At 33.4% G+C, this 21715-nt stretch carries 16 protein-coding genes and 1 pseudogene; 10 read left to right on the top strand and 7 right to left on the bottom strand.

The features are described from left to right. Window positions 1-7 precede the first annotated feature (7 nt). Together GQR94_RS17670 and GQR94_RS17675 are read right to left on the bottom strand one after the other, a co-directional pair. Window positions 8-955, bottom strand: coding sequence for an alpha-E domain-containing protein (locus tag GQR94_RS17670; protein WP_158977659.1), 948 nt, complete (start codon window positions 953-955; stop codon window positions 8-10). A 3-nt stretch (window positions 956-958) separates the two neighbouring features. Beyond that, a complete protein-coding gene (locus GQR94_RS17675; protein ID WP_158977662.1) occupies window positions 959-2425 on the bottom strand; it encodes a circularly permuted type 2 ATP-grasp protein in 1467 nt (488 codons plus the stop codon). 196 nt (window positions 2426-2621) lie between these two features. Between GQR94_RS17675 and GQR94_RS17680 the strand changes: the two genes are divergently transcribed. Beyond that, window positions 2622-5018 carry a zinc-dependent metalloprotease gene (locus GQR94_RS17680; RefSeq protein ID WP_158977664.1) on the top strand — a complete coding sequence of 799 codons (2397 nt, stop codon included), beginning with the start codon at window positions 2622-2624 and terminating at the stop codon, window positions 5016-5018. A gap of 89 nt (window positions 5019-5107) precedes the next feature. Then, window positions 5108-6130: a low specificity L-threonine aldolase gene (locus tag GQR94_RS17685; protein WP_158977667.1), complete on the top strand. Its 1023-nt coding sequence runs from the start codon at window positions 5108-5110 to the stop codon at window positions 6128-6130. Between the two features lie 7 nt (window positions 6131-6137). Here the strand turns inward: GQR94_RS17685 and GQR94_RS17690 are convergent, their stop codons facing one another. Beyond that, window positions 6138-6452 (bottom strand): YegP family protein, encoded by a 315-nt coding sequence (locus tag GQR94_RS17690; RefSeq protein ID WP_158977670.1) that lies wholly within the window; start codon window positions 6450-6452, stop codon window positions 6138-6140. Window positions 6453-6669: 217 nt separating this feature from the next. Between GQR94_RS17690 and GQR94_RS17695 the strand changes: the two are divergent. Continuing rightward, window positions 6670-7768, top strand: a pseudogene (locus tag GQR94_RS17695) (OmpA family protein). Between the two features lie 426 nt (window positions 7769-8194). Here GQR94_RS17695 and GQR94_RS17700 read toward each other — a convergent pair. Further along, window positions 8195-8647, bottom strand: coding sequence for a thioredoxin family protein (locus GQR94_RS17700; protein ID WP_158977673.1), 453 nt, complete (start codon window positions 8645-8647; stop codon window positions 8195-8197). 14 nt (window positions 8648-8661) lie between these two features. Further along, complete coding sequence (locus tag GQR94_RS17705; protein ID WP_158977676.1) at window positions 8662-8988, bottom strand: YbaB/EbfC family nucleoid-associated protein; 327 nt, start codon at window positions 8986-8988, stop codon at window positions 8662-8664. A 63-nt stretch (window positions 8989-9051) separates the two neighbouring features. Here GQR94_RS17705 and GQR94_RS17710 point away from each other — a divergent pair, with 63 nt between their 5' ends. The 3 genes from GQR94_RS17710 to GQR94_RS17720 all read left to right on the top strand — a co-directional run bounded on the left by GQR94_RS17710 (window position 9052) and on the right by GQR94_RS17720 (window position 13703). Continuing rightward, window positions 9052-11190, top strand: coding sequence for a S9 family peptidase (locus GQR94_RS17710; RefSeq protein ID WP_158977679.1), 2139 nt, complete (start codon window positions 9052-9054; stop codon window positions 11188-11190). Between the two features lie 89 nt (window positions 11191-11279). Next, window positions 11280-12320, top strand: a complete 1041-nt coding sequence (locus tag GQR94_RS17715) for a PLP-dependent cysteine synthase family protein (protein ID WP_158977682.1) — start codon at window positions 11280-11282, stop codon at window positions 12318-12320. Between the two features lie 123 nt (window positions 12321-12443). Further along, window positions 12444-13703 (top strand): aminotransferase class I/II-fold pyridoxal phosphate-dependent enzyme, encoded by a 1260-nt coding sequence (locus tag GQR94_RS17720; protein WP_158977685.1) that lies wholly within the window; start codon window positions 12444-12446, stop codon window positions 13701-13703. 82 nt (window positions 13704-13785) lie between these two features. Here the strand turns inward: GQR94_RS17720 and GQR94_RS17725 are convergent, their stop codons facing one another. Next, complete coding sequence (locus GQR94_RS17725; protein WP_158977688.1) at window positions 13786-14904, bottom strand: GTP cyclohydrolase; 1119 nt, start codon at window positions 14902-14904, stop codon at window positions 13786-13788. A 101-nt stretch (window positions 14905-15005) separates the two neighbouring features. Next, window positions 15006-16067 (bottom strand): transporter, encoded by a 1062-nt coding sequence (locus GQR94_RS17730; protein WP_158977691.1) that lies wholly within the window; start codon window positions 16065-16067, stop codon window positions 15006-15008. Window positions 16068-16179: 112 nt separating this feature from the next. Between GQR94_RS17730 and GQR94_RS17735 the strand changes: the two genes are divergently transcribed. From GQR94_RS17735 to GQR94_RS17750, 4 genes are all read left to right on the top strand, one after another. Then, entirely contained in the window at window positions 16180-16446 is a 267-nt protein-coding gene (locus tag GQR94_RS17735; RefSeq protein ID WP_158977693.1) for a DUF4834 family protein, read from the top strand. Between the two features lie 100 nt (window positions 16447-16546). Then, entirely contained in the window at window positions 16547-18979 is a 2433-nt protein-coding gene (locus GQR94_RS17740; protein WP_158977696.1) for a YfhO family protein, read from the top strand. After that, window positions 18979-20250 carry a glycosyltransferase family 4 protein gene (locus tag GQR94_RS17745; RefSeq protein ID WP_158977699.1) on the top strand — a complete coding sequence of 424 codons (1272 nt, stop codon included), beginning with the start codon at window positions 18979-18981 and terminating at the stop codon, window positions 20248-20250. The genes GQR94_RS17740 and GQR94_RS17745 overlap by 1 nt, the downstream gene beginning before the upstream one ends. Continuing rightward, a complete protein-coding gene (locus GQR94_RS17750) occupies window positions 20250-21707 on the top strand; it encodes an oligosaccharide flippase family protein (protein WP_158977702.1) in 1458 nt (485 codons plus the stop codon). The genes GQR94_RS17745 and GQR94_RS17750 overlap by 1 nt, the downstream gene beginning before the upstream one ends. Window positions 21708-21715 lie beyond the last annotated feature (8 nt).

Raw genomic sequence — 21715 nt, forward strand, 5'->3', positions numbered from 1 at the left:
AAATCGTCTAATAGTTAAAAAATTCTTTTTCCATTTTTAAACTTATCTCCGTTAAATTAACTAGAATATTCTCTATAAACTCTTGAATGTTGCACTCTATTTCTTCAATGTGTTTGTATTGAATTTCTGACCTTACTTTTCCTATTAAAAAAGCTGTTGAATTTTTGTTGTAATTAGTAGTGGTGTCCAATACTTTAATATGATGATAAACTTGATTAAGACTATTCATTATAGAACGCGGACAATTGGGATTTAAAATTAAAAACTCTAAAGTAGAAACACTTGTGGGTGCTTTCTTGTAATGCCTTCTCATCATATCATAGGATTCGGCACATTTTAATAAAGTAGTCCATTCAAAACTTTTACTAAAAGCATCGCCATAACTCCCTTGAGAACTTAGAGCATCCCTGTTTTTAGAATTTATCATTCTAATTACTTGTGTGGCACGTTCCATATTTATTCCCAACATTATAATTGCATATACAGGATCATGGAGTAGGGTGCCTCTAATTTTACCTCTTAAGATATCAGTCATTTCAGTAACGTGAAGCGTAAAATCATGAAGTCCATTCTTTACGAATACATCTGAGTTGTAATTCACTATAAAATGATAGAATTTATTAATTGCTTCATACAATTCTGTAGAGATTAAATCTCGAGCACTATTGGCATTTTCACGTGCAGACTTAATATTATTGATAATGGAGTAATGGGTTTGATAATCTAAACCTATTTTAAATAAAACATTTTGTTCATTGAGAATTTTGCTTTCATCTTCTTCAGGGTCTCCAACCATAAAAAGCATGGACCGCAATACAAATTGTCTTGATTGTGAAAGTTGATTAGGTGCATCTAAAGATGAAAAATAATTTACATTTAAGTAACGAGCAATATGTTCTGAACGTTCAATATAACGACCCATCCAGAATAAATTATTTGCGACTCTTGCTAGCATATATTAAATAGATTTTAGTACCCAAGTGTCTTTAGAACCACCGCCTTGAGATGAATTAACAATTAAATTTCCTTTTTGAAGTGCTACTCGCGTTAAACCGCCTTTTAGAACAAATTCTTTGTCTTTACCTAATACGGTAAAGGTTCTTAAATCTACATGGCGTTGTTCAAATTCTTCGGTATCATCAATATAGGTAGGATGCACCGATAAGGACATTATAGGTTGGGCTACATACTTTCGGGGACTCGCTAAGATTTCAGCTTTAACTCTTTCTATTTCTTCTTTGCTAAGTCTATTCCCTATAGATATGCCATAACCACCTGCTTCATCGACAGGTTTAATCACCAAATTCCCTATATTTTCTAAAACATACTTTAATTCTTCAGGTCTTGAACAATGATAGGTATGTACATTATTTAATATAGGTTCCTCGTCTAAGTAATATTTAATAATCTGAGGCATATAAGTATAAACGGCTTTATCATCTGCAACTCCGGTACCAGGAGCATTTGCGAGCGTAACATTTCCTTTCTTATAGGCAGCAAATAATCCAGGAACGCCTATTGCTGAGTCCGCCCTAAATTCTAATGGATCTAAAAATTGATCATCTATTCTCCTATAAATGATATCTACTTTTACAGGACCTTTTATCGTTTTCATGTATACAAAATCGTTCTCAACAAATAAATCTCGACCTTCAACAAGCTCAACACCCATGGTCTTTGCTAGATAAGAGTGTTCATAAAACGCAGAATTATACATGCCAGGAGTAATAACCACACAATTAGGGATGTCTACACCGTGAGGTTTAACGCTTTCTAAGAGATCTAAAAGATTTTCAGCGTAATTGGTCACAGAATAGGTCTGGTAATGATTAAAAACACCAAAGAGTGCGCGTTTTAAAGCAGTTCTATTACATATAACATAGCTAACACCAGAAGGGCAACGGATATTATCTTCTAATACATAGTATTTGCCATCATTGTGTTTTATAACATCAATACCTGAAATGTGATTGTAGATACCACCAGGAGGATCTATACCATTCATTTGATCTAAATAATTGACAGAAGAACTTATTAAATCCATGGGGACTATACCATCACGAATTATATTTTTATCGTGGTATATATCCCAAAGAAAAAGGTTTAGAGCTTTACTTCTTTGTATGGATCCTTTTTCAATAATCTCCCATTCAGAAGGGTCAATAATTCTAGGAAAAAGATCAAAAGGAAAAATTTTCTCTTTTGTCTCTTTATCTCCGTAGACTTGAAAGGTAATACCTTGATTAAAAAATGAAGCTTTTGCTTTTGAATTTAGTTTTACATAGTCGGCAATTGATTGCTCCCCATATAAGCTAAAGAGTTTTTGGTAAATTTCTTTGATTTTTCCATCAGCATCAAAAATTTCATCATACAACTCAGAATCTTTTTCGTAAGATGAAAAGATTTTATTCTCAATATTTGTCATATAAATAGTGTTTGAGTTAATTTACTGTTTTTTGTAGACTTTATTGGCATTAATTCAATAATAATCGGACTATAATTTAATATTTAAATAATAATTCTCAATGATTATTAATAATCTCATTTTTTATAGCTATTGGGGTGTATTTCTAAAAAAGGTCATTGTTTTTTTATAATTTTAAAATCTAAAACCACTGAAAATGAGACCAAAAAAGATGCCTTTCCTTTTGCTATTATTTGTAGCACTAACCACTACAGCACAATTTTCTGAAAAAAGTAAGGGCTTTCAGAAATTTAACGGATTTTTTGATGTTTTCTATGATGACCAAAATGATAAGGTATATCTAGAAGTAGAAGACTTAAATAAGGAGTTTCTATATGTTTATGCCTTAAGTAATGGTATTGGTAGCAATGACATAGGTTTAGACCGCGGCCAATTAGGAAATGAACAGGTTGTTTATTTTAAAAAGGCGGGTAATAAATTATTATTAATTCAGCCCAACTTAAAATATAGAGCTTTAACGGATAATGTTTTAGAGAAAAAATCGGTGGCACAAGCTTTTGCCAAATCTGTATTATTTGGATTTAAAATTGAAGAAGAAAAGGATGGAAAATATATTATTGATATAACTGACTTCCTCATGCAAGATACGCATGGTGTGGTAAATAGGTTAAAACGTGCGCAACAAGGATCCTTTAGTTTAGATAAATCCAAAAGCGCTATTGATTTAGAGCGCACCAAGGCCTTCCCTAAGAATATAGAATTAGATGTTATCCTAACCTTTAAAGGAGATGCTAAGGGTTCTGAATTAAGAAGCGTTGCTCCTAATGCAGATTTAATTACCGTAGCGCAGCATCATTCTTTTATAGAACTACCTGATGCTAATTTCAAAAAGCGAGGGTATGATCCAAGAAGTGGTTCTTATCCTTTTTCTTATTATGATTACGCTACCCCAGTACAAGAGGCTATCTTAAAACAATTCATAAGAAGACATCGTTTAGAAAAGAAAGATCCAAATGCAGCCATTAGTGAAGCGGTTGAGCCTATTGTATATTATTTAGATAACGGCACTCCTGAGCCGGTAAGAAGTGCGTTGTTAGAGGGTGGTGCATGGTGGAATCAGGCTTTTGAAGCAATTGGCTATAAAGATGCTTTTCAATTAAAAATGTTACCTGCAGATGCAGATCCATTAGATTCTCGGTATAATGTGATCCAATGGGTACATCGCTCTACAAGAGGGTGGAGTTATGGCAGTAGTATAACGGATCCTAGAACTGGCGAGATCATTAAAGGCCATGTGAGTTTAGGTAGTTTACGTATTCGACAAGATTTTTTAATTGCCCAAGCATTAATGGATAAGCCTTTTGAAGAACGTGATGATAATTATGAACCTATGCTTGAAATGGCTTTGGCGAGAATACGCCAATTGTCTGCACATGAAATTGGCCATACATTGGGGTTCTCCCATAATTTTGCAGCGAGCACAAATGATAGAGCTTCAGTGATGGATTATCCGCATCCTCAATTTAACATCAAACGTGGTAAAATTGATTTTTCAGAAGCTTATGCTACGGGAATAGGAGCATGGGATAAAGTAATAGTTGCCTATTCGTATTCAGATTTTACGAAAGAGAAAGAGGAGCATAAAGAATTAAATAAAATCCTTAAAGATGCTCAAGATAAAGGTCTTAGGTATATTACGGATCAAGACTCTAGACCCAAAGGCATTACAAATGGATTAAGTCACTTATGGGATAATGGTGCTAATGCGAGTGAAGAATTAGAAAACGTTTTAAAGGTTAGAGCGCTGGCTATTGATAATTTCTCTGTGGATAATATAAAAACAGGAGAAACATATTCCACTTTAGAAGACGTTTTCGTTCCATTGTATTTATTTCACAGGTATCAGGTAGAAGCAGCAGCCAAGCTAGTTGGAGGGATAGATTTTAATTATGCCATTAAGGGAGATCAGCAAATGGTCGTAGAGAACCTAGATAGCAAGCTTCAGAAAGAAGCATTAAAAAGTGTGCTGAAAACTTTAGATGCTAAGGTAGTGGCTATTCCTAAAGAAAAGCTAAGATTATTTCCTCCCAGAGCTTTTGGGAATCCGAGATCAAGAGAATCTTTCAAAAGTAAAACAGGTATTGCTTTTGATCCTATTTCTGCTGCGGAAACTGCTGCCGATGTTCCTTTAGTATTTCTTTTGCATCCAGAAAGAGCCTCTAAATTAATAGCGCAAAAAAGTTTAGACGATAAAAACTTAGGGTTAGAAGACGTGTTAGATCAAGTGATTGATGCTACTTTTAATAAAACCTTCAACGATGCATATCTTACCGAAGTTCAAAAAGCAATCAATTATCGTGTCTTGTATTATTTAATGAACTTAGCGGCTAATGATGAAGTTCACGGTCAAGTAAATGCTATTGCACGTTTAAAATTGAATGATTTAAAACGTAAATATCTACAAAATACGGATGCTTTCTCTTTTGAAATAGCAACTAGAATAGCACAGTTTCAGGAGCATCCAGAAACATTTAAAATAATACCAGTAGAAAAAATTCCAGATGGCTCACCCATTGGGATGGATTGTTATTAATGAGGCAACACAAAGAAAGTAGTGTTTAAATTCGAGAAATTGATAGGAATGCAATAAGTTTAATGCTCCAATCTGCAATAACATAATCAATGAAAATAAATTTAATTAGTGATACGGTAACAAAGCCAACGTCTGGAATGCTAAAAGCCATGTTTGAAGCAGAAGTAGGAGATGATGTTTTTAAAGAAGATCCCTCTGTAAACGCTTTAGAGGCGAAAGTGGCTCAGTTATTTAATAAGGATGTTGCGTTGTTTTTTCCTAGTGGTACCATGGCAAACCAAGCAGCTATAAAATTACATACACAACCAGCAGATCAGTTAATTTGTGATAAATATGCTCATGTATATAACTACGAAGGTGGTGGAATCAGTTTTAATAGCGGTGTGTCCTGTAAATTAGTAGATGGAGAAAGAGGAATGATGACAGCCAAACAGGTTGAAGAAGCTATAAATCCGCCAGATTTTTATCACAGTCCTTTGACAACCTTGGTCTGTATTGAAAATACCACCAATAAAGGAGGGGGCGCTTGTTGGGATTTTGAAGAATTGAAAAGGATACAGTCGGTGTGTAAAACGCATCATTTAGGATACCATTTGGATGGTGCGCGTTTATGGAATGCTATGGTTGCTAAAAAGGAGACTCCACAACAGTATGGTCAGCTCTTTGATACTATAAGCATTTGTTTTAGTAAAGGTTTGGGCTGCCCTGTTGGATCTGTTTTAGTAGGGAACAAAGAAATAATGCAAAAAGCCATTAGAATTCGTAAACTCTTGGGAGGTGGTATGCGTCAGGCAGGATATTTGGCTGCTGCAGCATCCTATGCTTTAGAGCATCATGTAGAAAGATTAGCAGAAGATCATAAGAAAGCAAAAGAAATAGGGGAGGTACTGCAAAAACTATCCTTTATTAAAAAGGTAGAACCTATAGAAACGAACATCATCATATTTGAAATTGATGAAACTTTAGTAAGTGCAGAAAACTTCTTAAAAAAATTAGCTGCTAATGATGTACATATAATAGGTATGGGGCAAGGAAAATTACGAATTGTAACGCACTTGGACTATACGGATGAAATGCATGAGGCATTTTTATCAATTTTAAAGAAATTATAAATTAGTATTAAATATTGGTATTAGGGACTACAATCTTCTTGAGGTTCTTAATACCATTTTCCATCCCTGCTTCAGAATTATAAAGCTTAGAATTTCCTATAACCTTTCCTTCATTATTCTTAAGCATAAATAAAAACTCTCCCTTATAATTTGTTTTACGTTCAAATAATAATGGCCTTTCTATAAAGGTGCTCAAATTAGCAACAACCTTTTCTAATTCTAATTTATCTGTGTAGGGTATGCTTTCTAAAAGGGTATTTCCGCGCTCATTTTCCAATTTAAAAGCATGATTTCCAGTGTTATGTGTGAAATATTTTACCATGATTCATGTTTTTTTTGTTCAAAATACGAAAAAAAACAGAAAAATCTAAGTGTATTTTTGTAAGAAATTACGGTAGTATGATAATTTATAGGTTGTTCGTCGGTAAAAAACGTATTTAGACGATAAATTTCTTTTTGTTTTCTTTAACAAATAGATTAGTTAAGAAAGAGAATACATTTGCAGTACTAAATATTAACATAACAAAACACATTTTAAAATGAGAAAAATTTTATTTTTATTGTCAGTTTTTACTGCATCTTTTTCGATGGCACAAGATTTGCCATCTAATCCTGAACCAGGTAAATGTTACGTACGTTGTACAACACCAGATGTTTACGTAAACGAAACGGTAACAATTACATTAAAGCCAGCTTATTCAGTTTTAAAAACTGTTCCTGCAACTTTCAAAACAATAACTGAAAACGTAGAAATTAAAGCGGCTGGAAAAAAATTAACAGTTGTTCCTGAAAAATGGGGTACAGAAACAATTAGTTATACTTCTAAGCAAGGTGGTAATACATTAAGTATTTCTCCTGCATCTTTTACAACAGGATCTGAAACAATTGAAATCAAACCAGCTTATGCACAGTGGGAACTAGGTGCACCTGCTCCTGATTGTTCTTCTGGTAATCCAGATGATTGTAGATATTGGTGTTATAAGGGATATCCTGCAGAATTTACAACGGTTTCTACTACATTATTATCTAATGCGGCAAGTATTAGTAAAACTCCAATAGGATCTAGAGATGCTACGTATACTAAAAGAGTTTTAATAGAACAAGCTAAAGTAATTGAAGAAATTATTCCTGCTGAATACAACATTACAAAAACTGTCTTAGATAAAGATGCGGTATACTGTTGAAGAAACTATTCCTGCAGTAACAAAAACAGTATCTAAGGAAGTATTAAAACAAAAAGGTGGTTTAACTAGCTGGAAAGAAGTTGAATGTTCTCTAGTAGAATACCAAGCTTTACCAATAAACTGGAATTCAGGTAGTGCTACGTTAACTTCTGAAGCTAAAAGTATTATTGATAACAGATTGATGCCTGTATTAGCTCAAAATCCTGGTGTAAAAGTTGAATTAGCTTCTCATACAGATTCTCAAGGAGCTTCTTCTTCTAATCAAGATCTTTCTGAAAGAAGAGCAAAAGCTGTTGCTGATTACCTTATCTCTAAAGGAGTAAATTCAAGTCTTTTAGTTGCAAATGGATATGGTGAAACTAAATTATTAAATAGATGTAAAGATGGTGTTTCTTGTACTGCAAGAGAGCACGCTGCAAATAGAAGAACTCAGTTTAGATTAATCAATAACTAAGTTTATAAGTAAAGTAGTAAGTTAGTCACGAAAAAGCCCTCTGTTCTCAGAGGGCTTTTTTTAGTTTATTAGCATTGCGCTCTTCTTTTAGGGCAGTAAGCTAATGCTATTAACTATAAAAAAAAGTGCTTCTCTCTTAGTGTTTTCTTTTTTGATAGTATAATGTAACACACGATATATAGGGCAACGAAGCCTTGTATTTAAGTTTATAGCGGGCTATAGCTTATTGGGTGTAGTAGAGGCTAACTTTTAAGTTACATAAGAATTAGACTAGGTGTCCTAGGTTTTTTATGGGATCCATGATCTTCTTTTAGATAAAGCAGCGCTTAAAAGTTATTTATGAGGCAGTATACAAAGCATAAAAGCCGCATTTTAGGAATCTAAAATGCGGCTTTTATAGGTAGTGTAATTACAAGAATAAATTCTTTAATTTTGGTATCTGTCTAAAAATTTAGCGTGATATTGTGTTTCTCCATTCATACTGTATCCAGATAAAGCGCCTAATTCTTTTCCCTTTTCATTGATAACCTTCAACATGGGAACACTTCCTCTCTTATTATATTTAGAGGCTAGTTCTTTATTTTGTGCTAATTGATTGGCACTTAATAAATCTCTGTTTCTTGGAATATCAACGTATAATAAGACGTATTCTTTAGAATACTCATCAAAAGAAGGAGTTTCAAAAAAATCTTTCTTTAAAGCGATACAGGGAGGACACCAATCACTGCCGGTAAAAAAAACGAGAATATTCTTATCTTCTTTTTCTGCTTTTTTTACTGCTGTTTTATAATCCGTAAGCCAATTTGTTTTTTTTTCTTTTAAATCCCCTTGTGCAGATAGGAGTATAGGAAATAAAATTGCAATTAGTAATTTCTTCATTGGTTTGTGTTTAATTATTTAAATAACGAATCCATTTCAGGAATATTGGGCATTCCGTCTTTCGCAACAGCAGAAAGTTCAGCTTCATTTACAGAAGAAGCTTTTTCAATTGCTTTATTTAGTACTAATAGTAGATAATCTTCTAATTGCTCTTTATCGGCTAGTAATTCTTCGTTAATAGAAATTTCCTTTATAACTCTATTGGCGTTTAAAGTAACTTTTAGTTTCCCGTCAGAAGATTGCTCATCTATTAGGATAGTATTCATTCTTTCTTTAGTAAGCTTTATCTTTTCTTGGGTTTCTTTTAATTTTCCCATCATGCCCATTATATCTCCAAACATAGTTTTTGTATTAGTATTTAATCTTCAAAAGTAATAAATTGTGGTGTTAAATTTTCCTATACTATGATATGTACGGTAAAAAAAGCTTTTATTTTTCTTTTAAGTCTTAGTTTTGTTGCTTCTTGTAAAAGTGATAAAAAAATTATGTCTCAAAATATAGTACCTGTTGCAAAAAAGATGCCGAAATCATTAGAGATTCACGGAGATACACGAATTGATGATTATTATTGGCTAAATGATAGAGAAGATGAGGAGGTACTTGCCTACTTAAATGAAGAAAAGTCATACTATGAAAAAATGATGCAACATACTGTTTCATTTCAGAATACATTGTTTGACGAAATGAAATCTCGAATAAAAGAAGATGATTCTTCGGTGCCTTATAGGCAGAATGGTTATTGGTATTCTACACGCTATGAATTAGGAAAAGAATATCCTATTTATTCTAGAAAAGCAGATATGGATAATGCGATATCAAAAGAATTATTCGATTGTAATACAATGGCCGAAGGTTTTGATTATTTTAAGCTTGGCGGTATTGCTGTGAGTCCTAATAATGAATTGGCAGTTTTTGGGGTAGATAATGTCTCAAGAAGAGAATACACTTTAAAGATTAAAAACTTAACTACCGGAGAAGTTTATGATGATATCATTGAGCAAACTACCGGAGGAGCAGTTTGGGCCGGTGATAACAAAACATTTTTCTATTCTAAGAAAGATCCAATAACCTTACGTTCTGATAAAATATATAAGCACGTTTTAGGTACAGCAGCAGCCGATGATACCATGGTGTACCATGAGGAAGATGAAACTTACGATTGTTTCGTATATAAGACAAAATCGAAAAAATATATTATTATTGGGTCAACAAGTACGCTTACGACTGAATATAGATTTATAAATTCTGATGCCCCAGATAGTAATTTCACTATTTTTTCGGAAAGAGAACGTGGCGTTGAATATTCTTTGGCCCATTATAAGGACGATTTTTATATTCTGACAAATAAAGATGATGCCACGAACTTCAAATTAATGAAGACATCTGAACATAAAACCAACTCAAAATATTGGGAAGATTTTATAGCACATAGGAGTGACGTACTTCTGGAAGATATTGAGATTTTCAAAGAATTTTATGTGATATCTGAACGTGAAAACGGACTCGCGAAAATTAAGATTGTGCGTTGGGATTCTAATGAAAGCTATTTTCTGCCTTTTCATGATGAAACCTATACGGCATATGTGAGTACTAATCCCGATTTTGATACAGAAGTAATGCGTTACGGCTATAATTCGCTTACAACGCCTAGTTCGGTTATCGATTTTAATATGCGTACTAAGGAAAAGGATATTAAAAAAGAACAAGAAGTATTGGGCGGAAAATTTCATAAAGAGAATTATACCTCCGAAAGAATTTGGGCAACAGCGAGAGACGGCGTAAAAATACCAATGTCAGTTGTTTACCATAAAGACACTAAGCTAGATGGCTCTAGCCCCTTGTTACAATATGGCTATGGATCTTACGGCTATACGTTAGATCCTAATTTTTCTACGGTTCGTTTAAGCTTATTAGATCGTGGTTTTATATATGTCATTGCTCATGTACGTGGAAGTGAATATTTAGGGAGACAATGGTATGAAGATGGTAAACTCTTGAAAAAACAGCATTCTTTTACAGACTTTATAGACTGTTCTAAATATTTGATTGCAAATAAATATACAAGTCCAGAACATTTATATGCGGAAGGTGGGTCTGCTGGAGGCTTACTTATGGGGGGTATTGTTAATATGGAACCTAGTTTGTACCATGGTGTTATTGCAGCCGTGCCTTTTGTAGATGTTGTGACCACAATGTTAGATGATACTATACCGTTAACTACTGGGGAGTATGATGAATGGGGGAATCCAAATGAAAAGGAGTACTATGACTACATGAAATCATATTCTCCGTATGACAATGTAAAAGCAATAGCATATCCAAACCTATTAATCACAACAGGATTACACGATTCTCAGGTGCAATATTGGGAACCAGCAAAATGGGTAGCCAAATTAAGAGATTTGAAAAAAGATTCGAATTTATTGTTATTTGACATCAATATGGACGCGGGCCATGGAGGTGCTTCTGGACGGTTTGAAGCCTTAAAAGAAGTAGCAAAAGAGTATGCTTTTTTAATTGATTTGGAAAAGAAAATCGATTAATGAAAAAAAATCAATAAATTTGCATCTTATTGTTATGTATATATCATAAAAAACAACCTGACAATAGTTGTATAACTTAGATCCAACAAATGGAAAATAAGATAAACGCTCATAATAACGTTTTGGAACTAATAGGCAACACGCCATTAGTTAAATTAAATAGAGTAGCAGAATCATTAACTGGTAATTTTTACGCTAAAGTAGAAGCATTCAATCCAGGCCACTCATCAAAAGACAGAATTGCAAACTTCATTATAGAAGAAGCAGAACATAAAGGTTTACTTAAGCCTGGTAGTACAATCATAGAGACAACCTCAGGTAATACTGGTTTTAGTATTGCAATGGTTAGTATTATTAAAGGGTATAAGTGTATTTTAGCCGTTAGTTCAAAATCTTCACTAGATAAAATAGACATGTTGCGCTCTATGGGTGCTGAGGTTTATGTTTGTCCTGCACATGTAGCTCCTGAAGATCCCAGATCCTATTATCAAGTAGCAAAACGTTTACACGAAGAAACTAAAGATAGTATTTACATCAATCAGTATTTTAATAAATTAAATACAGAAGCACATTATAGATCTACCGGCCCCGAAATTTGGAAGCAAACAAATGGGCAAATTACTCATTTGGTAGCTTGTAGTGGTACTGGAGGAACAATTTCTGGAACAGCAGCATACTTAAAAGAACAAAATCCAAATGTTAAAATTATAGCAGTGGATGCCTATGGTTCTGTTTTAAAAAAATACCACGAAACTAGAGAATTTGATAGTAAAGAAATTTACCCATACCGGATTGAAGGCTTAGGTAAAAATTTAATTCCGGACTCTATTGATTTTGATGTAATAGATAAGTTTATAAAAGTTACGGATGAAGAAAGTGCGCATACTGCTCGTGAAATATCTAGAAAAGAAGGTATGTTTGTGGGGTATACTAGTGGTGCAGCCCTTCAGGCAATCAAGCAATTAGATGCTGAAGGTGAGTTTACTGAAAATAGCAATGTAGTGGTTATTTTTCCAGATCACGGATCTCGATATATGAGTAAAGTATACAGTGATAAATGGATGTCTGATCAAGGTTTTACAAGTGCAAAATCTACGGAAGAGATACCAGAAGTGCAGTATATAAAATAACATAATTTAATAATATTAATTTAAAGCAATGGTTCATTTGAATCATTGCTTTTTTTTGTATCTATATTTTATGAAAACATACTAAAAATCTTTACTTTTGCGGTAAATTCAATTTAATTTAGAATGAGAGATTTATTTGAAAGAATAATCGAGAATAAAGGACCATTAGGGAAATGGGCATCGCAAGCTGAAGGTTATTTTGTATTCCCAAAACTTGAAGGACCTATTTCTAATCGTATGAAATTCCAAGGAAAGGAAGTTCTAACGTGGAGTATTAATGATTATTTAGGTCTTGCTAATTTACCGGAAATTAAGAAAGTTGACGGAGAAACAGCAGCAGAATATGGAGCTGCATACCCTATGGGTGCGCGTATGATGAGTGGTCATACCGATTTTCATGAACAATTAGAGCAAGAACTAGCTACTTTCGTAAGTAAAGAAACTGCTTATCTTTTAAACTTCGGATACCAAGGTATCATGTCTGCTATAGACGCGTTGGTGGGTAAAGATGATATTATTGTTTATGATGTAGATTCTCACGCTTGTATTATAGATGGTGTGCGTTTACACATGGGTAAGCGTTTTACTTTTAAACATAATGATATTGAGAGCCTTGAAAAAAACCTTGAACGTGCTGTTAAAATGGCCGATCAAACAGGTGGTGGGATCCTCGTAATTACTGAAGGTGTTTTTGGTATGCGTGGTGAGCAAGGTAGATTAAAAGAAATTGTAGCTTTAAAAGAGAAATACAATTTTAGACTTCTTGTAGATGATGCACATGGATTTGGTACCTTAGGTAAAACTGGTGCTGGAGCAGGTGAGGAGCAAGGTGTTCAAGACGGAATTGATGTTTATTTTGCAACTTTTGCAAAATCTATGGCCGGTATCGGTGCTTTTTTAGCTGCGGATAAAGGAATTATAGATTATTTGAAATACAATTTACGTTCTCAAATGTTTGCGAAGTCATTACCTATGATTTACGTAAAAGGAGCATTAAAACGTCTAGATATGTTACGTACAATGCCAGAACTTAAAAATAAGTTGTGGGAAAACGTGAATGCATTACAAGGCGGTCTTAAAGAACGTGGTTTTGATATTGGAACGACAACAAGTTGCGTAACTCCTGTATATTTAAATGGTAGTATCCCTGAGGCAATGGCTTTAGTGAAAGATTTACGTGAGAACCACGGGATCTTTTGTTCTATTGTAGTATACCCAGTAATACCAAAAGGATTAATATTACTTCGTATGATTCCAACAGCAACACATACCTTAGAAGATGTTAGTGTTACTTTAGAAGCATTCTCAGAGATTAGAGAACGTTTGGAAAATGGAACTTATAAAAGACTTTCTGCTGCCGTAGCTGCCGCTATGGGTGAGTAAGAAGTAAGAAACATATAGAATTAAAAATCCCGAGAGTAATTAACTTACATCTCGGGATTTTTTTTATGTTATATTGAAACGATTATAGATTTTTTCGATACGTTCTTCTTCGTTTGTAAATTTCAGGATTAAAATTTTTCCATAATTGTTTTATGGCTATATTTTCCTCCAATTCAGGAGTTCTAACACAACTTAGAATGCCCCTAGCCGTAAAAGTTTCGTAATATTCATTAAATATAATAGCGGTAACTCCTTTGTTTTGGTAGTCAGGATGCACACCTATTAAATAAAAGATGACCTCTTTACTTTGTTTTTTTGCTTTTAATAAATGAAAAAGCCCTGTTGGGAATAATTTCCCTTTAGATTTTTGTAAAGCCTCAGAAAATGACGGCATTACAATGCTAAACGCTACAAGTTTATCGTCTTTGTCAACTACAAATTTTATATATTCAGGATTAATAAAACTAATATATTTCTTCTTGAAATAGGCTTTTTGAATTTCGGTAATAGGCACAAAAGAAGAAAGGGAAGCGTAAGATTCATTAAATAAATCGAACATCTTATCAGCCATGGGCATTACATCTTTAGTTTTTGTAAAATTTAAAGGGCGTAGATTGTATCTTTTTTTTATTAACACGTTTGCTTTCGCATAAAACTTAGGATCGGCATTGGCGAAAGGAAACCTGTTCTCCATGTATTCTTTTTCTTTGGCGAAACCTAAATTTTCATAATGATTTACATAATAAGCATGGTTGTACCAAGTAATCATCGTTCCAATTTCGTCAAAACCTTCGGTAAGAACTCCTACTTTATCTAGGTTAGAAAATCCAACAGGGCCTTCCATGTACTCCAGATTATTTTTAGTCCCTATTTCCTGAACTTTTTCTATTAATGCCTTAGAAACTGCTAAATCATCAATAAAATCAAACCATCCAAAACGCATTTTGGATACTTTCTGTTGTTTAATTTCTATCCAATTGACAATGGCTACAATACGCCCTACGATTTCATTATCCTTATAGGCTAGGAATAAGGTAGCTTCTGCATCTTTAAATGCAGGGTTTTTATCCTTATTAAAGGTTTCCATCTCATCAGCTATGATTGGTGGAACCCAATATTTAGAATCTTTATATAGGGTAAAAGGGAATTTTACAAATTTTTTAAGATCTGCTGTTGTCTTAACTTCTGAAACTGTAATCATGTGTGCTCTTTTATAGTATCAATATTAACAATATTAATCAACATCTTAAAGCGTGTTGTGAAGTTAATGTGTTGTAAAATTAATTTTTAAAAGCTAAGGTGTTAAAAGTCAATAGCACCGTTATCTTCTTTTTTCTTTTTCTTTTCTGCTTTTTTAAGCTTCTTTAATTGTTTTTTCGTCGGACCTAAATCTACATCTTCGGCGCCTGAACCATCTTCTTTCTTAGCTTTTTTAGCTTTCTTTTTCATGTCCTTTTTGCCAATCTGTCCATTTTCACCACCTTTTTGCTCGTCAATTGGAACAATTTTATCTTGGTGTTTATCTATGCGATATGAAAGACCAAGGGTACCAAACATACGTGTAGGCGTGTCTTTAAAGCTACCTCCAAAAGTAATGTCTGCTTGCATATTTTTAGTAAATAAATGCGCAATACCAGTTCGGTATAATGCATCTGCATACCGATCGCTCTTAATTCCTTGTTGTTCTAAGAAAATACTCCATTTAGGATTTCTAAAAGCGTGAGTTAAGGACATAATATAACTCCATTCAGGGAATTCTGATCCTATTCTATCATAAGCGATGTTCGTAATAAAAACAACTCTTGGAGAAATTTTACTTTGCGTAGCAAGCATTACACGTGGTGTAACGGTACCATCTCCAATATAGTAAGGGTTATCACCTAAATTAAATGTTGCGCCTGCATAAAGAGATACTGCAGGAAGTAAATTACGCCATTGAAACTTATGGTTAGCTTTCCAACTCATAAGATTTGGTTTATTGCGTTCGGGGTTTTTAAAAGGATCGTAGATTAAATATTTTAATCCTAATCTATTTCTAGAAAAATCGGTTATCGTTTGATCCGGAAAAGAATTGGAATAGGTAATGTTTTCTTTTTGATAAACACCTTCATAAGTAATCTCTAATTTTTCAAATAAAAGACCATACCGTAGGGCTAGTTCTGTGCTTAAAATATTAGATTCTGAATTCAATAATACATGGTCTTGTTGTTCGTAACCAATCCCAAATTCAGCCTGAATTACATTTTTACCTACCGCATAAGCACTTACAGATTGCCCAGGACGGTTAGAATTGATGACATCGGTGTATTGTGATGAAGCTATTATTGAGTAAAGAAAAATAGCTAATAGAAGAAAATTTTTCATGATATATAGTTCTGTGGCGTACTGAATGCAACGGTTTTATTAATATTTTAAGATTTTCATCGCCATAATGCGGATTGATAATTGTATTTTTGAGATTAATTATTTGAACAATATGGCTTTCTTAAAAACGATATTAATCATACTATTAGTATATTATTTATTTAAAATATTAATAAAATTATTTGCGCCTAAAATATTGAATTATGCGGGTAAAAAAGCGGAACAACATTTTAGAGAAAAGTTAGAAGGTTTTAACACCCAACAGCAACCACAAAAAAGCACAGAACAAGGTGATGTGATTATAGATAAAAACACTACTAGAAAATCTAATTCTTCGAAAAAAGTCGGAGAATATATAGATTTTGAAGAAATTGATTAATTTCCCTCTTTTTTAACCACCAACCAAGATACTCACGAGAAGTTAAAGCGTTATAATTCTTTACTATTTGCTGCGTATTTCTTTGTAAACAGAATTATAAATGAAAAGTAATCTTAGAGCTTTTTTAATTCACTTTTTTGCTATTGCCATTTTTATTGTTGCTGCAGTAGCTTTTTTTACTCCAGTCTTACAGGGTAAAGTTATTTTTCAGTCAGATATTGCCCAGTATACGGGTATGGCTAAAGAACAAACGGATTTTAAAGAGAAAACAGGAGAAGAACCGTATTGGACCAACAGTGCATTTGGCGGAATGCCCACCTACCAACTGGGGGCGCATTATCCTTATAATTTTGTAAAACAAGTAGATTTAGCTTTGCGCTTTTTACCGCGTCCTGCAGATTATTTGTTTCTTTATTTATTGGGCTTTTATATATTGCTTAGTTGCTTAAAAGTAGATTATAGACTGGCCGTTTTAGGAGCGCTTGCTTTTGGTTTTTCTACCTATTTAATTATTATTTTAGGAGTAGGTCATAATGCAAAAGCACATGCTATTGCTTACTTGCCCATGCTTCTAGGGGGGATCATTTTGGTTTTTCGAAGGAATTATGTTTGGGGTTTTATTTTAACGGCCATAGCTATGGCACTCGAAATAAATGCAAACCATTACCAAATGACCTATTATTTTATGCTCTTAGTGTTAATATTAGGTGTTGTTTATTTGATAGATGCAATACTAAAGAAGGAATTAAAACACTTTTTTACGGCAGTAGGAGTTTTATTGATAGCTGTTTTACTGGGTATTGCTACAAATGCGACTAGTTTAATGGCAACTAAGGAGTATGCTGATTGGAGTACACGAGGCAAAAGTAATTTAACAATTAACCCAGATGGCACACCAAAAGAAAGTACAGGTGGGTTAAGTAAAGAGTATATCACACAATACAGTTACGGTATTACAGAATCTTTAAATCTTTTTGTACCAAGACTTTTTGGTGGTTCAAATTCAGAGGATTTAGGGAAAAAATCTAATACCTATGATTTTTTGGTAGAGCGAAATATTTCTCCATCACAAGCATTAGAGTTTAGTAAGGGAATGCCTTTATATTGGGGTGATCAGCCAGGTACTTCTGCCCCAGCGTATATTGGAGCGGTACTTTTCTTTTTGTTTTTCTTAGGCTTATTTCTCGTGAAATCAAATATAAAATGGTGGCTATTGGGCGGTGTTATTATGTCACTATTCCTTTCTTGGGGAAAGAATTTCAGTTTCCTTACCGATTTTATGATTGATTACTTTCCGCTATATGATAAGTTTAGAGCAGTCTCATCTATTCAAGTTATCCTTGAATTATGTGTACCTATTTTAGCTATACTAGCATTAAACTCACTTTTAGATAGTAAAGTAGATAAAGCAAGGAAAATTACGGCACTAAAAATTAGTTTTGGTATCAGTATTGGTTTAGGAATATTACTCTTGTTAACCAAAAGTCTATTCCATTTTGAAGGAGCTAGTGATCCGTATTTAGAAAAAAATTATGGGAATGAACTAATGACCATGATTCGTTTAGATAGAGAAGCTGTATATACAAATGATACGTTACGTTCTTTGTTATTTGTTTTTTTAGCAGCTACGGTACTTTGGTTTTTTATTAAAGAGAAAATAAACAAGAATGTATTTGTATTGCTTGTTGGGCTATTAATTCTTTTTGATTTAGTCGGCGTTGCGAAACGCTATGTGAACGATGATGATTTTGTACGCCAACGTGCAATGACTACCCCGTTTCCTGAAACAGAAGTAGATAAATTAATAAAACAAGATGATGGAGTGTTTAGAGTTTACAATCCAGCAGAAGGTTTAAATGGGGCAAGTACATCATACTACCACCAATCTATTGGTGGATATCATGCAGCTAAGCCTGCAAAAATTCAGGATTTATTCGATTTTTATATTTATACCGGTAATTTAAACGTGTTGAATATGCTTAACGTTAAGTATATCATTCAACAAGATGAAAAGGGGAGCTTTCCTGCTCAAAACCCAGATGCTAATGGCAATGCTTGGTTTATTTCTACTTTGGAAAAAGAGCGTACAAGCTCCGATGAAATTTTAGCATTGAAAGATTTAGATACCAAGAATAAAGCCGTTATTAATAACGAGAACTATCCAAAAATCACGGAGTTTCAGTATAAAAAAGATTCCTTGGCTACAATACAATTAACAGCATATCAACCCAATAAAATCTCTTATGTTTCTGATAATGCAAACAAAGGTTTTGCTGTTTTTTCAGAAATGTATTATGAAAATGGTTGGAATGCCTATATCGACGGACAGTTAAAACCACATATGTGTGTTGATTATGCTTTGCGAGGATTGGTCGTACCTGCCGGGCAGCATACTATTGTATTTAAGTTTGAACCTGAAGTAATTAAAAAAGGGTCAACAATAGTGTTATTTAGCTCCGGGGTTTTAGGACTATTAATTTTAGCGGCTATTGGGTTTACTTTCTCAAGGACTCGTAAACAAGAAAAAGAATAATGAAGAAAGTTTTAATTATCACATACTACTGGCCACCAGCAGGAGGCCCAGGTGTACAGCGATGGTTAAAATTTGTAAAATACCTCAGGGATTTTAATATTGAACCCGTATTATTTATCCCTGAAAATCCAAATTATCCAATTAGAGATACCGCTTTTTTAAAAGAAATTCCAGAAGGGATAAAAACAGTAAAGCAAACTATTTTTGAGCCTTATCAATTGGCCAGTTTTTTATCGAGTAAAAAAACAAAGCGTATAAGTTCAGGGATTATTCAAACTAAAAATCAGTCTACTTTAGAAAAAATTTTACTTTGGATTAGAGGAAATTTATTTATTCCTGATGCCCGTAAATATTGGATAAAACCTTCCGTGAAGGCTATTACTAAATTACTTCAAGAAGAAAATATTGAAACGATCATTACCACAGGTCCTCCGCATAGTGTGCACCTTATTGGTTTGGCCTTAAAAGAAAAACTAGGTATTACTTGGTTGGCAGATTTTAGAGATCCATGGACCTCTATAGGCTATCATAAAAAACTTAAATTAACTGCGGCAGCAAAGAAGAGGCATAAATTTTTAGAAAAACGTGTTTTGAATACTGCAGATACTATACTTGTTACAAGCCCTACCACAAAAAAGGAGTTTGAAGCGCTAACGTCGCAACCGATTACGGTGATTACCAATGGGTTTGATGTACAAGAAAATCAGGGGAATACGTTAGATTCTGCCTTTACGATAGTACATATAGGATCTTTATTGTCTGGTAGAAATCCAGAAAATTTATGGCGTATTCTTTCTGAATTGATAGCGTCAAATGCTGAGTTTAAAAAAGTTTTTAAACTTAAATTAATTGGTGTGGTTAGTGAAGATGTCTTAGATACGATATACGCTCATCATTTAAAACCGTATGTGGAATTGGTAGGTTATGTTGCTCATGATATTGCTTTACAACTGCAAAAACAATCTCAAATTTTGTTGTTGACCGAAATAAACGCAAAGGAGACGCAAGGAATTATTCCAGGTAAACTTTTTGAATACCTAGCTGCAAATAGGCCTATTCTGGCTATTGGACCTGAAAACTGGGATGTTTCTACTATTTTAGAAGATACTAAGGCAGGGAAAACATTTGATTATACAGAAGATATTAGGATAAAGGAATTACTTTTAGAATGGTTTGAAGCGTATAAAACTTCAAATTTAAAGATAGCTTCAACAAATATAGCGAAGTATAGCAGGAGGGAACTTACCCGAAAATTAGCAGCAATTATCTAATGGGAATCGTACTCAAACAGTCACTTAATAATACAATAATAACCTATTTAGGTTTTGCTGTAGGTGCTGTAAATACACTGTTTTTATATACCCGTTTTCTAACCGATGAATATTATGGATTAGTAGGTGTTATTCTATCCGCTTCTGCTGTACTAATGCCTCTATTGGCTTTTGGGATCCCAAATACCTTGGTGAAGTACTTTAGTGGCTTTAAAGAAAGCACATATAAAAATGGGTTTTTAACTTTAATGTTGGTCTTGCCGTTATTTTTAATACTACCGGTTGCACTAATATCGTATGTAGCTTATGATGCTATTGGTAACTTTTTAGCAAAAGAAAATCCTATTGTAAAAGGCTATGTCTGGTACATTTTTATTATAGGAATGTCAATGGCTTATTTTGAGATATTCTATGCTTGGGCAAAAGTGCATATGAAATCTATTTTTGGTAATTTTTTGAAAGAAGTGTTTACACGATTAGGAGTTACTATACTCCTTGTGATGGTTTATTTTAATTGGATTTCTATTGATACTTTTTTAATAAGCTTAGTGGTTCTTTACATTTTGAGAATGCTGATCATGAAATTCTATGCCTATTCATTGCAAATGCCAGTCATAAGTTTCAAATTTCCTGCTAATACCAAAACAATTATTCAATATAGTGCCTTAATAATTTTAGGAGGTTCTGCGGCAGTAGTATTATTGGAAGTTGACAAGGTGATGATTAATCAATATATTAAAATTGAAAATGTAGCCTACTATAGTGTAGCTATTTTTATTGCTACAGTAATTTCAGTGCCTTCAAGAGCAATGCACCAAATTGTATATCCTTTAACTGCTGAAATTTTGACTAAAAATGATACAGATAGTTTAAAAAACCTTTATCATAGAAGTGCGTTAACCTTGTTCATTATTTCAGGATTAATTTATTTGTTGATTATACTAAATCTAGGAGATCTTTATACGCTTTTATCGGATGATTATAGTAAAGGATTTTCTGTTGTACTTTTAATAGGCTTAGCAAAAGTGTATGATGCAGTTTTAGGGAATAATAATGCTATCTTATACAACTCTGATTATTATAAAATGCTACTCATCTTAGGGGTCTTCTTGGCGATAATAACCATACTATTTAATATGTGGCTTATTCCTGAATATGAGTTAATAGGGGCGGCAATAGCATCCTTTTCTGCAATTTTTATTTATAACACCTTAAAAATAGTCTTTGTTAAAGTTCGCTTCGGAATTCTTCCTTTTTCTATAGCAATGTTTAAAGTGCTGCTAGTATTGATAGTGCTAGGAATTGCTTTTTATTTTATAACAATTCCTTTTCACCCCATTCTAAGTATTATCATAAAAAGTATTTTAATCGTAGTACTTTATACTTGGGTTTTATATCGTTTTAAATTATCGGAAGACGTTTCGGGAGTGCTCCATAAGTTCTTAAAAAACAAATAACCCCGCAG

Source organism: Cellulophaga sp. L1A9 (assembly GCF_009797025.1).
Lineage (GTDB): Bacteria > Bacteroidota > Bacteroidia > Flavobacteriales > Flavobacteriaceae > Cellulophaga.